Raw genomic sequence first — 13,794 nt, 5'->3', positions numbered from 1 at the left:
ATTGCCCTTATGATTAGAGGTTTATATACGGCGGCTGCCGGAATGGTAACACAGCAGCGCAGGCATGACACAGCTACGCAGAACATCGCCAATCTGAATACAACCGGGTACAAGCAGGTCGACAGTGTCAGCCATGCTTTTCCCGATGTGCTGATTTCTGCTATAAGCCACGGGACAAGCGAGAAGATTGGCCGTCTGAATACAGGCGTGTTTGCCGAGCAGTCGATCTCGCAATATGTACAGGGTGACCTGCTCGAGAGCGGCAAACCGGCTGATTTTGCAATTTCAAGTGACCTGCAGGTGGCGGATCCCGCAACAGGTGAGAACATTCAATTCGACGGATCAGGCAAATATATTAATCCTGACGGTGAGGTCATCTACCGGCCGCAGGCGTTCTTTACGGTTCAGGATAATGAAGGCAATAATTTATATACACGCAACGGAAGCTTTACGGTAAATACGGCAGGCGACGTTCTCAGCGCTGGAGGCTTCAGAGTGCTCGATGCCACAGGCAATCCTATGGTGCTCACAGGCTCTCTGGATAACCTTAAGGTGGATGGGCAGGGTAATCTGATTGACCCGGCTACAGGTCTTGCTGCCGGCCCTAAGCTGGGGATCAGTATTGTTACGCGGCCGCAGCAGCTGGTTCGAGACGGAAACGGTGTGTTCCATGCCGAGGAGCCGGAGGTAGCAGAGGTGCGATATGCCGAAGCAGCTGACAATATGCAGGTGCGCCAAGGCTATCTCGAGAATTCCAATGTGGATGCCGCACAGGTAACTGTGGATATGAATGCGGCCTACCGCGCTTACGAGGCTAACCAGAAGGTGATTCAGTTCTATGACAGCACCCTGCAGAAGGCCGTCACCGAAATCGGCAGAGTATAGGCTTAAATCGTGAACCGCACTTTACTCATCAAGCATTCAGGAGGTATGATTCTTGAACAACTCGACCATTGCAGCAGTCGTCTCCATGTCCAGCCTCCAGCAGCGGCTTGATATTATCGCTGACAACGTTGCGAATATTGATACTAACGGCTACAAGAGCAAGGAAGGCTCCTTCGAAGATGTGCTGACACGTGTGCAGCAGCAGTCCAAGGATTATGACCAGCCGGGCCGCAGTATGCCTCTGGGCTTCAACATTGGCTTCGGTGTACTTGTTCCTTCCATTACTAGCAATTGGGAAGAAGGACCGTTGCAGGAAACCGGCAAGCCAACCGATCTGGCGCTGCGGGGCAATGGATTGTTTGGGGTGCAGGTGGGGGATACTATGGCGTATACACGCCAGGGCAATTTCAACTTTATCCCTGACTCTGCGGATCCGAAGCGGATGGTGCTTGTAGACGGTCAAAGCAATCCTGTACTTAACACTCAGGGCCGGCCCATGACAGTGCCTATCGGCGTTAGTGCCGCTATCGACGAGTCAGGGCAGGTGCTGACGAAGGTCAACGATAGCGACAAGCCGCAGGTTGCAGGACGAATCATGATCGTGGAGCCGAGCAGTCAGAACGCACTGCAGGCAGCAGACGGCAACTATTATATACTGGCAGACGGAGTTACAGACCAGCAGGCGTTTACAACCAAAGCATCCACGGAAGTGGGCGTCAGCTCCGGCTATCTGGAGAAGTCCAATGTGGATTTGGCCGAGCAGACAACCGAGATGATGAAGATTCAGCGCACGTACCAGCTGATGTCCCGGGCGTTGTCCTCCAGCGACCAGATGCTTGGTCTGGCCAATAACTTGCGCGGGTAGGTGAAGGAATGAGTACTCAGGAGAAGTCTAAGCCTGATGACACGCAGAAGCAGGAGCGAAAGCGTGGGATTTCGAAGTGGAGCATAACCCAGTGGTTCCTGATCCCCTTGCTGCTTGTGGCGGCGCTGGGAGGCGGCCTGGTCGCCGGTTATGTCATCGTAGGCAAAAGAGAATTTAGTGATGTTCTGCAGTGGAGCACATGGAAACATGTTTACGATCTGGTGTTTGCTCCCTGAATAGCTTGTTTTATAAACTCCCTTGTTGTGCAGGGGAGTTTTCTTTTTTATACTGAAAAATGTATAATGATGGGGGGCTTAGGGCAGCAAAAAGGGCCCTCCCCGCCATGCTGCCGCGTGCGGTGGAGAAAGCCCCTTATCTCAACCTCCACTTCTGCAGTGGTGAAGGATAATTATAGTTTTTGCCGAACCTGCCTAAATTTATGCAGGCGGTAAAGAATAAAACCAATCCATACCTTGGCAGCCGGTCATTAAGCACCGGTTCGATCCGAAAGGAGTTACATCATCATGCTGGATATTAAACAAATTCAAGAAATCATACCCCATCGGCCCCCATTTCTGCTGGTTGACAGAATTACCGAGATCGAAATGGGCAAACGGGCTGTGGGCATCAAAAATGTAACGATTAACGAACCCTTTTTCACCGGACATTTCCCCGGTTATCCCGTTATGCCTGGCGTGTTGATCACAGAGGCGCTGGCTCAGGTGGGCGCGGTTGCCATTCTTGGACTAGAGGCCAACAAGGGCAAGATCGGATTCCTGGCTGGACTGGATGGCTTCCGTTTCCGGGGGCAGGTCGTTCCCGGAGATACGCTCACGCTCGAAGTAGAGATCACCCGTCTCAAGGGCAGCATCGGCAAGGGTCAGGCTTCGGCCAAGGTGGATGGCAAGGTGGTTGCTTCCGGAGAAATTATGTTTGCACTTAGCTAGCGCACTGTTTCTATAACATATTTGGAGAAGGGGAGATTTGTTATGACTGAATTAAGCCCAAAAGCCGCTGAGACCTTAACAAGATGGCTGGAGAACCCTGCTGTGGATACTGAAACCAAAGCTGAGCTGAACGCTCTGAAGGATCAGCCGAAGGAACTGGAGGAACGTTTCTATAGAGATCTGGAATTTGGCACAGGCGGACTGCGCGGAATTATTGGAGCAGGCAGCAACCGGATGAACAAATATACAGTAGGCAGAGCGACGCAAGGCTTCGCTAACTTCATTCTGGAGCAGCCTGTATCAGAAGGCAGACCTTCCGTGGTCATCGCCCATGATTCGCGGCGTTTCTCTCCTGAATTCACGCTCGAGGCTGCACTGGTGCTGGCCGCCAACGGGATTGAGACCTATCTGTTCCGTTCGCTGCGTTCCACTCCGCAGCTGTCCTTCAGCGTACGTCATCTTAAGGCCACTGGGGGCATTGTGATTACCGCCAGCCATAACCCGCCTGAATACAACGGCTACAAGGTATATAACTCGGATGGGGGCCAGCTTGTGCCGCATGAAGCGGAGGAGGTCATTTCCTACATATTAGAGGTGGACCCGTTTGACGGTGTGAAACGTCTGTCGCAGGAAGAAGCAGAGAGCCAGGGCTTGCTGCACTGGTTGGACGACGCAGCTGATGAAGCATTTACAGATACTGTGGCTGCAGTCAGCTTGGCTAGTGAAGAGATTGCTGCCAGTCTCGGCCGTGATTTCAGAATCGTCTACACTCCACTGCATGGCACCGGGAATCTTCCGGTTCGCCAGGTGCTTTCCAAGATCGGGTTCACAGCGGTTCATGTTGTGCCTGAGCAAGAGCAGCCGGATTCTGAATTCTCCACAGTGAAATCGCCCAACCCAGAGGAGCGTGAGGCCTTCACGCTGGCTATGAAGCTTGGTGAGGAGCTGAATGCCGACCTGCTGATCGGCACAGATCCTGATGCTGACCGGATGGGTGCTGTGGTTCGTGATAACGAAGGCAAATTCGTTGTACTCTCCGGCAATCAATCCGGCGCGCTGATGATCCATTATTATTTGAGCCGCCTGCAGGAACAAGGCAAGCTGCCAAGCAACGGCGCGGTTGTGAAGACGATCGTAACCAGCGAAATGGGTGCCGCAGTAGCATCGCATTATGGTGCGACGGTGTTCAATACGCTCACTGGCTTCAAATATATTGGCGAGAAAATGACCCAATTCGAACAATCCGGAGACTATACGTACCTGTTCGGCTATGAGGAGAGCTACGGCTATCTGGCCGGCAATTATGCCCGTGACAAAGATGCTGTGCTGGCCGCCATGCTGATTGCCGAAGCAGGCGCTTATTATAAAGCACAAGGCAAAACCCTATATGATGTGCTACAGGGCTTGTACGAGCAGTTTGGATATTTCCTGGAGAGCCTGGAATCCCGCACGCTAAAGGGCAAGGACGGAGTTGCTCAAATTCAGGGAATCATGAACGAATGGCGCAGCAATCCGCCGCAGAAAATTGCCGGTTTGGCAGTAAGCGAGATCCAGGACTATGCGCTTGGACTAAATGGCTTGCCCAAAGAAAATGTGTTGAAGTATTTGCTGGCTGACGGCTCCTGGTTCTGCCTGCGTCCTTCGGGCACAGAGCCCAAAATCAAGGTGTATTTTGCCGTAGTAGGTGAGTCCCTGCAGAATGCCAAGGACAAGGTCGCCGCGCTTTCGAAGCAGGTTATGGCCCGTGTTGACGGGGAATAATAGAAGAAATTGAAGCGGGAACGGCTTTTGAAGTGAAAGAGGAGGTACTATTAAGTGCAGCAGAAATGGCAGCGTTGGAATATTTCATCGCGCAAATGGCTCTGGATGATCGTGGTGGTCGGCATTATTGCCGCCCTCCCGGTCGTCTATGATCGCTTACAGACGGAGAAAACATCCAAAACGGTTGAATTCGTATTTGATTACCGCGATCTGGTGGATGTAGCCAGTTACCGTGCGAATCCGCAGGATTATCTATCCCAGCAGTTGGATCGTTTGAAGGAAGCCGGCGTAGGGAGCATGGCGATTTATGAGAATAACCTTGAGGATTTCCGCAAGGCGCGCCGCCTAATGTTCTGGGGTGCGTCTGACATCGCCAATCAGACCAATACGGTCATTCCCGAGAATGAGAATTATACGTATGTGGTTTTTACCAGTGAGGCTAATTACGAGGCTATAGCCCCGGTTATTCAAGAAAGCTTCAGCAATCTTGGAATTGAGACAGAATCGTGGAGCTTCCGGGGACAGCAGGGAATTATCATTCGCACCCCTCTGGAGGATGCCACCTTGAAGCCGATGCAGCCTGATCCGATTACAATGAAGATGCTGCATGATAAGGGTTTTAGCATCGTTCCGCGTCTGGTGGATTCCCTGCCATACAATCAGGAAGCGATGACCAAACTGCTCGCAAGCTACGAGGAGCTGGGCGTCAAACGGATTCTTTTTGAAGGGGAGTCTGTCAAAGGCTTTAATGATAATGAGGAACTGAAGAGTCTGGATGACTTCACAGAGCTGCTCAAGGAGCATGGCATCGGCATTGCTGCGATTGAGAATATCAAAAAACAGCAAAAAGGGTTCAATAAGCTGGCATACGGGCTGGATTATAACGTTACCCGGTTGTATTCGCTTAGCGAAAGTGATTCCGGGCTTGATCCCAAGAAGATCTCCGACCGCTTTGCCCTGGCTACCAAGGACCGCAATATCCGGATGCTATACCTGAATACCATTCCGCTGAGGGATACCTCCAAAGCCCAGATTACAGATACGCTGGATAACCTCATTACAAGCCTGAGCGAGCCTGGGGGAGCTGTCGAGCAGATCCGTGACAATGGTTTTACGCTCGGACAAGCCACTGCTTTTGAGGTTACGGATTCCGCTTATCAGCGTTATTTCAAATTAGTAGCTGTTATTGGTGCGGTTGCAATGGTCGCCCTGATGATTTCCTATTTTATTCCTTGGCTGACGCTGCTTGCCTTTGGCCTCGGATTGCTTGGAAGTGCGGGATTAATGGTGCTGAAGCCGGAGCTGTTTGAGCAGGCCTTGGCACTTGCCGTGTCGATCAGTGCGCCAACGGTCGCGGTAATTCTGGCCATTCGCAAAATTAATGAGATGGGACCACCCCTGCGTGCCAATGCGCTAACTTATGCGGTTATGAGTCCGCAGCGGCGGCTGGCGCACAGCCTGGTGCTGTATGTGAAGACTGCACTCATCTCCTTAAGTGCTGTACCGTTTATGATTGCATTGCTCAACAATGTTACCTATAGCCTGGTCCTGAACCAGTTCCGGGGTGTAAGTCTGCTCCATCTGGCACCGATCGCACTTATCGCCTTGTATGTGCTTCTATACCGTGGGGATATTGCTTTCAAGAGAGCAGGTTTGCTGGAGAAGGTTACAATGCTGTTGCGCAGACCCATTATCCTGGCCTGGGTCGTTGCAGCCGGGATTGTATTGGTCGTCGGCAAATATTATCTGGAGCGTACCGGAAACAGCGGCACCGCAGGTCCGCTGGAAATGTTCCTGCGAACCTTCCTGGAGAATACGGTAGGCGTACGGCCACGCAACAAAGAATTTATGCTGGGACATCCGATGTTTATCCTTGGCGCTTTTCTTGCCTATAGATACCGCAGTGCCGCCTTTATCTTCATTATCGCAGTTATTGCCCAGCTCTCGATGGTCGATACCTTTGCCCATATCCATTCACCGGTGATCATTTCGCTGATCCGTGGGCTGCTTGGCCTGGGACTTGGTCTAGTTATCGGTATTATAGCGGTTATCGTATGGCAGATTGCTGAAAGGTGTTGGAAACGATGGGTGCCGCTTCTACACAAATAGTAATCTCAGGGTATTACGGCTTCCGTAACAGCGGGGATGAGGCTGTGCTGCAATCGATCCTGATCGCTCTGCAGAAGCATGCTGAAGCTGGCGGAATCCATATAGAGCCGGTAGTTCTCTCGATTGATCCTGAATGGACTAGCACCACTTACGGTGTGAGGTCTGTTCACCGGATGAGGCTTGGCGAGGTTCGCCGGGCGATCTCCGAGAGCTCAGGGGTGATCAGCGGAGGCGGCAGTCTGCTGCAGGATGTAACAGGCACCAAAAGCATTCCGTATTATCTTGGGGTTCTTAAGCTTGCGCAGTGGATGGGCAAGCCAACTTTTATTTATGCCCAAGGCATCGGCCCCGTTAACCGCAAGTGGTTCCACCCTATGATCAAAGGGGTCTTTCGCAAGTGCAGCTATGTTTCTGTGCGCGATGAGCAATCACGTCAGTTGCTTGGTTCCATGGGGCTGCAGACAGGTAGTATTGATGTTGTGCCTGATCCTGTAATGGGTCTGACGTTGCCTGATGAACAGCAGTTCAGCGAAGCAGCGGGGCTTCCTCACCGTCCGGTTAATGAACACACACTTCCGCTGGTCGGAATATCAGTCCGGTTCTGGGAGCAGGACCGGCGGGAGCTTGATGCTCTTACTGAAGGACTGTTGCTGGCTTCTGCGGAGCAGCCGTTCCATCTGCGGTTCCTGCCTTTCCATCATTCTTCAGATAATCAAGCTTCGCGTTATATAATGGACAAGCTGACTGTTGGCATTACGCAGCATGGCGGTTCGGTCAGTCTGTGCGAGGACGCGCTGCATCCTCAACAGATGCTGCGTGAGGTAGGACAATGTGATCTGCTGATCGGTATGCGGCTGCATAGTCTGATCTATGCAGCCGGCAGACGGGTGCCGATGGTCGGTGTTTCTTATGATCCGAAGATCGATCATTTCCTGAACAGGATAGACGCCGCACCAATCGGACGAACTGCTGATCTGACGGGTGAGGCGGTTGCTGGGGAAGTGCTGCAGCTGTTGGCCTCGCAAACAGCCTGGAGAGCTGCACGGGAGCCGTTGATTGCTGCGCTCATTCAGGAAGCAGAGGCGCCAGCTAAACGAATTGTAGATTATTTCCACCATGAAGGGTGATTCAAGTGAAAGCAGAAAGTGTAATCCCCAATGTACCTATCTTTGGTGTTCGGGTATCCAAAATCGATATGGCTGCAACCGTAGCCTATCTTACGGATGCGGTAGAGAATCGTATGCCTCATCAAGTCATTACTGCAAATCCCATCATGATTATGGCGGCGCTGGATAATCCATCCTACATGGACATTATGAAATCGGCGGAGTTGGTTGTTCCCGACGGAACAGGAGTTGTATGGGCAGCTGAATATTGCAAAGAGCCTGTCACGGAGCGGGTTGCTGGATTTGACCTGTTACATGAATTGCTGCGGGTGGGAGAAAGCTATCATTGGAAAGTATATCTCCTGGGATCTACACCCGAGGTGATTCAGGAGACCTCCGCCAGATTACAAATGCAATATCCGGGGATCGTGATCGCCGGATATCGTGACGGATTTTTTGGACCGGATTCAGACGAGGAGGTTATCGACGGAATTAAGGAAACCGCTCCTGACCTCCTATTCGTCGCCCGGGGTGCAGACAGCCAGGAGCCTTGGATAGCCAAATACAAGTCCAGATTAAATATTCCCGTTATGATGGGAGTCGGGGGAAGCTTTGATGTGATTTCCGGCAAGACCCGCAGAGCACCCAAAGCCTTTCAAAAAGTACGGATGGAGTGGTTATACCGTCTTCTGAAGGAACCAACACGTTACAAAAGAATGCTTGCGTTGCCGAAATTCGTATTAAAAGTGGTGCGCGAGAAAGATAAAGTAACAAAAGTTGAGTGAAATGCGGTTTTTTACTGAAAAAATCAAATGAATAGCCCAAAAACGGAATTGGAGTTTGGTTTTGCAACAGCGTATAATTCAATGCGGTAGAGAAATGGAGGTCGCGAATCAAATGTTAATGATATACATCGCCGGATTCATCGTCTGCATGGGGCTAGCGTTAGGGCTGACGCCTTTTGTGAAGAAATTCGCTATAAAAATAGGCGCAACAGATGTTCCGAATGCCCGTAAAGTGCATACGAGAATTATGCCCCGCCTTGGCGGACTTGGTATTTTTCTGGCGTTTGTGTTAGGCCTGCTTGCCGTATTGCCAATTATTCCTTATGATTTCACTCCCCGGGAGGCTAACTTTATCAAAGCGCTGCTCTGTGGCGGCGGATTGATAGTACTCATTGGTGCGCTGGATGACCGGTTCGAATTGTCGGCCAAGGTGAAGCTGCTGGGTCAGCTAGCTGCAGCATGCATCGTAGTGTTCGGTTTTGGCATTACTGTGGACTTCGTAAATATTCCATTTAATAATACGTATTCTTCACTGGAAACATGGATATCTGTACCTCTGACGATCTTCTGGATTGTTGGGGTTACCAATGCCGTGAATTTGATTGACGGGCTGGACGGGCTTGCCGCCGGGGTGTCGGGCATAGCCATTGCCACCATTGCCGTGATGGCTTTGCTGATGGGCAATACAATGGTTGCGTTGCTCTGTCTGCTGCTGCTTGGAAGCATAGTCGGTTTTCTGTTCTTCAATTTTCATCCCGCTAAGATTTTTATGGGAGATACGGGTTCGTTGTTTCTTGGATTCTGTCTGGCCCTGCTTGCCTTGCTTGGCTTTAAGCAGATTGCGGTCGTTTCCTTTATCACTCCACTCCTGATTATCGGGGTTCCGCTTTCAGATACTTTCTTCGCGATTGTGCGGCGCAAGCTGCAGAAGAAACCAATTTTCGCTCCGGACAAAGGCCATCTGCACCACTGCCTCCGCGAGCTTGGCTTTAGCCATCGCCAGACGGTGCTGATCATTTATGGCATAGCTGCATTTTTCGGTGTGCTGGCCGTAATTCAATCTTCAGCTGCACTTTACGAAGCCAACTGGGTTACGTTTGTAGTGATTTGCGTCATGCTCTTCTTCCTGCAGATCGGTGCAGAAATTACCGGCGTGATCAGCAAAACCAAACGGCCGCTGATTGATTTCTTTATCCGCTTGCGTGTGAAGGCTAATCCGCAGCGCGGCTCCAAGTAATCCCTATTCAATCGCTATTATTTCGCTAATCATTTCCTGATTTTACAGAACTCATCCTGCTTAGGATGAGTTTTTTGCTGTATTTGCTAAAAATTTCTCTGACATTGGCCGATAAAGAACAAAACAGGGCCTTAAGAGAACTGACAATCAAAGGAGAGATATACACATGCAACGCATTAAGAGACCGTTCGTTTGGCTGCTGCTGGCGGCCATGATCGTTTCGATGTTTCCAGGCCGATATATGCCCACCGCGGCAGCAGCAAGCACCACATACTTCAGTCCGGATGATCTCAGTTTGCGGAATACCGTTTCACTGGACCCGAATATCACAGATAGTATTACCAGGGATCATGTTTATAAGACCAGCAGTCAGACTTTAAACATTACAGGTACGTATGCGCAGGTAACGGCCTCGACGATGAAGGTTACAGTGGAACAGCTAACCCAGAAAGGCACAAAGTGGGAGACTGACCCTACACGCTTAACCACAGGTTCGGTGCAGACCGATGTTAACAGCCCGGACAACCGCTTCACGACCAGTGGAGTAGTTCTGTACAACGGATTCAATAAAGTAACATTCTCTGGGATGCAGGGTAATCTGCAGCGTTCCGAATCCTTTTATGTATTGTTTGACAGAGTTCCTTATGTAACTTCGCTTCAGATACTTGGCGGCCCGGCTGCCCTGGATCTCAATGAAGGCACACAGGTTGTAGTTCCCGTATCCTCGGTTACGTTGCAGGGTAAGGTAGCCAATGCAACAAGAGTAACCGTATCCGTTAATGGGGGAACAGGCATGCAGACCTCACTGCTGGAAGACGGTACTTTTTTCACTCCTGCTCTGACCTTAAATCCAGGGCTAAGCACGTTGAAAATTATTATTCAGAACGCTTCCGATTCTATAACTATTGACCGTGAGGTATATTTCTTTGACAAGGACCAGCCATTTGCTGCCCTGAGCCTGATGCATGGCGGGGTTGCGTACAATCTGCTGGACAAAACGCCTACCTTGACAGCGGCCGCAGCGAAAGCTGGCTTTAAGGGAGAAATTCTGGTTCCCTACAATAAAGACACATTTGCCTCCAAAGGTGTTCTTACCATAAATAAAGGCAGTTCAACGCCTGTCCCTATCGCAACACTTAATGTAGATGCAGAAGTAATTATTCCTGGACCGGATGGCATTACTCCTGCCTACCGGCTGGTGAAATTCAACACCTCAGATGATTTGGTGATCGCGGCCGGGAGCAATGACTTTAATCTGTCTGTCGATTACGGTAGCTACAGTATGGGTCTGATGTATTCCTATAATTATCTGAAGGACGAAACCGTAATTACTGATATTTTGTACCTTAAGGGTTATCCTGGTAGCGGATCGATTAAGGATATTTCTAAACTGCCTCTGAGTGGTCAGAATATGGAAGCTGACAACTTCTATATTCTGGTTAAGACCAATACAGATCCTGGAACCAAGACATTGACGGCTAATTATCTTCCGTTAAGTAACAATCCGTTGAAGTTAACTCAGGTAACAGGTGTAGGAGATCTAGGTACTCATGAATATATCTACCATATCACTGGCTTTTCCAATGGGCAGCAGAAGGTTCAGTTTAAGTATTCCGGCTCCCAGTCGTTTCTTAATGCTGACGTTTCTTATGTATCCAAGAACTATATCTATGTAGCCAACTTGCAGGATGGACAGACCTTTGAGTTCAATTCCAACGAGAATAATAAAATTAGTGTAACCGGAGAATATATCGGATTTGAGGGCTTGGAGAATGCTCAGGTGCAGATTAACGGTATAGACAGCAATGTGCTACCACCGGACACAAACGGTCAACGGAATTGGTTCGAATTAACTAGTCCAAAATTTAACTTTGATCTTCGGATCACCCAGACGGGTCCACTTGTCTATGGAGAGAATAAGATTGTGTTCACCGGGATTTCCAAAGACAATGGGGGCAATCAAAGAGTAGTCAAAAAGGAAATTCGCATTTATGTTATCGATACAAACATTTCTAATCTCACTCAGTTTCACCCTACATTAGGCGCTTCCCGGCCTCTGTTCACTGATAATTCGCTCTCCAATGAGACCGAACGGAACAAAATTCTGGCATTGCCTGTTGAATTTGTGTATAAGGATGATAAATATACTACAAACCAGGCACAATACGATCTGGTGCTGCGCGGCGGTGGCGCAACCATTCTGAATCTCTACCGCGGCTCTGATCTGGTCTTCAGCTCGGTTGGAGAAACGGATATGCTTCAGGACGGTTTCAAACGAATTGGACCTAAGCCTTATGGAACCAATGGACAGATATTTGATTATGTGGGCAATACCAAGGACTTTCTGTTGCGTATCCGCGATTTCAAATTTGATGCTCCCGGCAGCCAGGTCTATACGCTGGAATTGATCAACAAAACAGGGGCGCGGACCACACAACGTCTGGAGATTGTACGCGAGGTATCTCCTTACCTGGTCCTCTCTCCGGTAGCGACGGTGGGTGACCAGATTGTAGTCAACAAGAACTTTGTCCGCTTCGATATCGAAGCAGAAGGTGCTACGAAGGTTATGATCGACAAGTTTGAAGCGGTAAAACGTACAGACCTGCCGAACCGCTTCACGTATGACTATGTTGGCCTGAAGGCCGACAAGGCAACTGCAATCAAGATTCAGATTATCCGCGACAAGGAAACCTTGAATGATACCGTTTCAGTGTATTATGCAAGTGCTGTACAGATTGATACGCAGTTTATGGCTCTGAAGCCGGCAGCCAAGTATAGCGTATTTAACAAGGGGCTGGAGTTGAGCTTCCCCAAAGGAACGCTTATGAAGGGCTATACCACTTCAGGCGCGGCCAAATATTATCCGGATACCAAGCTGCTGTTTGGGATCGCCGATCCAGCCGATGGGGTAGTAGAGCGCAAGAATGACTATGGCAACATCATTAATGTCAGCCCGGCCGATTCCAGAACACCTGAGGGCAAAGTACCGCTGGTGATTCCGCAGGATCTGGCGCTTAGATTCACTTCTACAGCCTCAACAAATAATTTCACAAGAGTGTCCGATATTTATTGGCTGAATGGAGGTCTTGGTGAGGTAGGGACCAAGGGAACGGCTTCCTATACTCCGTCCACCAACGGGATTGCACCGTATTCCATTGAAGGATATTTCACTCAGTACAATCAGGCACGCAAAATAGTTCCTTCGCAGCGCGGCGAATTAACGCTGACCTTCAATAAAAGTGTTGTAGATGAAGTAGGCTCGACTGTTACCGTATTCCGTTACAGCGATTCCGGGAAATGGGAGAACGTCGGGGGTGAAGTAGATACGAAAAAACACACCGTAACTGTTCCCTTTGATGAGTTTGGTTATTATACCGTAATGAAGATGCGCCGTGGGTTTACGGATATCACCAACCATCCATGGGCCAGAAATGTGCTTAATGGTCTTTATTCCAAAGGAATTATGACCAATCTGCGTGCCGATGCTTTTGGTGCCGATGATACAACTACCCGTGGTGAATTCGCCACGCTGCTGGTCAAAGGCCTCAGTATTCCGCTCAGCTATGATGCGAACAAACAAACGTTCTTCGATATCGTGCCGGAAGCTGTATCTACCACATGGGATTTCAAGCATATTGAAACAGCCGCCAGAGCCGGGATCGTAACAGGGTTAAGCGACGGATTCTTCGGACCGGATCAGCCGCTGACCCGTGAACAGGCAGCCGTGATGATTGCCCGGGCACTCAAGCTGAAGATGTCCACTAATGATGCCAAGCTGGTAAACAGTCTGGCTAAATCCTTTACAGACAGTGGGAAAATGGATTTCTACTCCAGACCAGCCATTGAAGCTGTATCCAAAGGTAAGATCATGGAAGGCAGCGCTTCGACGATTACAGGCCAGAAGAAACCGGTGTACAGCTTTAACCCTAAGGGCAAGCTGACCCGCGCAGAGGCCGGCAAGATTGCCGTAGAGCTGCTGAAGAAGAATACAAGCATATTCCCCAAGACCTTTAACTAAACGCTGAAACGAGCAAACAGCCCATCTGCAGTGGTTACTGCCGAGTGGGCTGTTTGCTCGTATACGTAACAGCTTAATCTT

Annotated in this window: 10 protein-coding genes; all 10 read left to right on the top strand. The window is 49.9% G+C overall.

The genetic code is table 11. From position 1 onward, the window contains the following. Positions 1 to 9 precede the first annotated feature (9 nt). Positions 10 to 885, top strand: coding sequence for a flagellar hook-basal body protein (locus B9T62_RS29360; RefSeq protein WP_087918491.1), 876 nt, complete (start codon positions 10 to 12; stop codon positions 883 to 885). A 52-nt stretch (positions 886 to 937) separates the two neighbouring features. Next, positions 938 to 1,750 (top strand): flagellar hook-basal body protein, encoded by an 813-nt coding sequence (locus B9T62_RS29355; protein ID WP_087918490.1) that lies wholly within the window; start codon positions 938 to 940, stop codon positions 1,748 to 1,750. An 8-nt stretch (positions 1,751 to 1,758) separates the two neighbouring features. Further along, positions 1,759 to 1,986: a DNA-directed RNA polymerase subunit beta gene (locus B9T62_RS29350; RefSeq protein ID WP_087918489.1), complete on the top strand. Its 228-nt coding sequence runs from the start codon at positions 1,759 to 1,761 to the stop codon at positions 1,984 to 1,986. A 288-nt stretch (positions 1,987 to 2,274) separates the two neighbouring features. After that, complete coding sequence (gene fabZ / locus B9T62_RS29345) at positions 2,275 to 2,697, top strand: 3-hydroxyacyl-ACP dehydratase FabZ (RefSeq protein ID WP_087918488.1); 423 nt, start codon at positions 2,275 to 2,277, stop codon at positions 2,695 to 2,697. Positions 2,698 to 2,739: 42 nt separating this feature from the next. Beyond that, positions 2,740 to 4,458: a phospho-sugar mutase gene (locus B9T62_RS29340; RefSeq protein ID WP_087918487.1), complete on the top strand. Its 1,719-nt coding sequence runs from the start codon at positions 2,740 to 2,742 to the stop codon at positions 4,456 to 4,458. Between the two features lie 54 nt (positions 4,459 to 4,512). Continuing rightward, positions 4,513 to 6,567, top strand: a complete 2,055-nt coding sequence (locus tag B9T62_RS29335) for a DUF5693 family protein (RefSeq protein WP_087918486.1) — start codon at positions 4,513 to 4,515, stop codon at positions 6,565 to 6,567. After that, positions 6,543 to 7,694, top strand: a complete 1,152-nt coding sequence (gene csaB / locus B9T62_RS29330) for a polysaccharide pyruvyl transferase CsaB (RefSeq protein WP_087918485.1) — start codon at positions 6,543 to 6,545, stop codon at positions 7,692 to 7,694. The genes B9T62_RS29335 and csaB overlap by 25 nt, the downstream gene beginning before the upstream one ends. A 5-nt stretch (positions 7,695 to 7,699) precedes the next feature. Continuing rightward, complete coding sequence (locus tag B9T62_RS29325) at positions 7,700 to 8,458, top strand: WecB/TagA/CpsF family glycosyltransferase (protein ID WP_245864115.1); 759 nt, start codon at positions 7,700 to 7,702, stop codon at positions 8,456 to 8,458. A gap of 112 nt (positions 8,459 to 8,570) precedes the next feature. Next, on the top strand, positions 8,571 to 9,695 hold the full coding sequence (locus B9T62_RS29320; protein WP_087918484.1) for a glycosyltransferase family 4 protein: 1,125 nt from the start codon (positions 8,571 to 8,573) through the stop codon (positions 9,693 to 9,695). Positions 9,696 to 9,861: 166 nt separating this feature from the next. Beyond that, entirely contained in the window at positions 9,862 to 13,713 is a 3,852-nt protein-coding gene (locus tag B9T62_RS29315) for an S-layer homology domain-containing protein (RefSeq protein WP_087918483.1), read from the top strand. Positions 13,714 to 13,794 lie beyond the last annotated feature (81 nt).

Source organism: Paenibacillus donghaensis (assembly GCF_002192415.1).
Classification (GTDB): Bacteria; Bacillota; Bacilli; order Paenibacillales; family Paenibacillaceae; genus Paenibacillus_AQ; species Paenibacillus_AQ donghaensis.
Note: the sequence above shows the minus strand (reverse complement) of the source record. Positions and strands in the feature narration are given on the sequence as shown.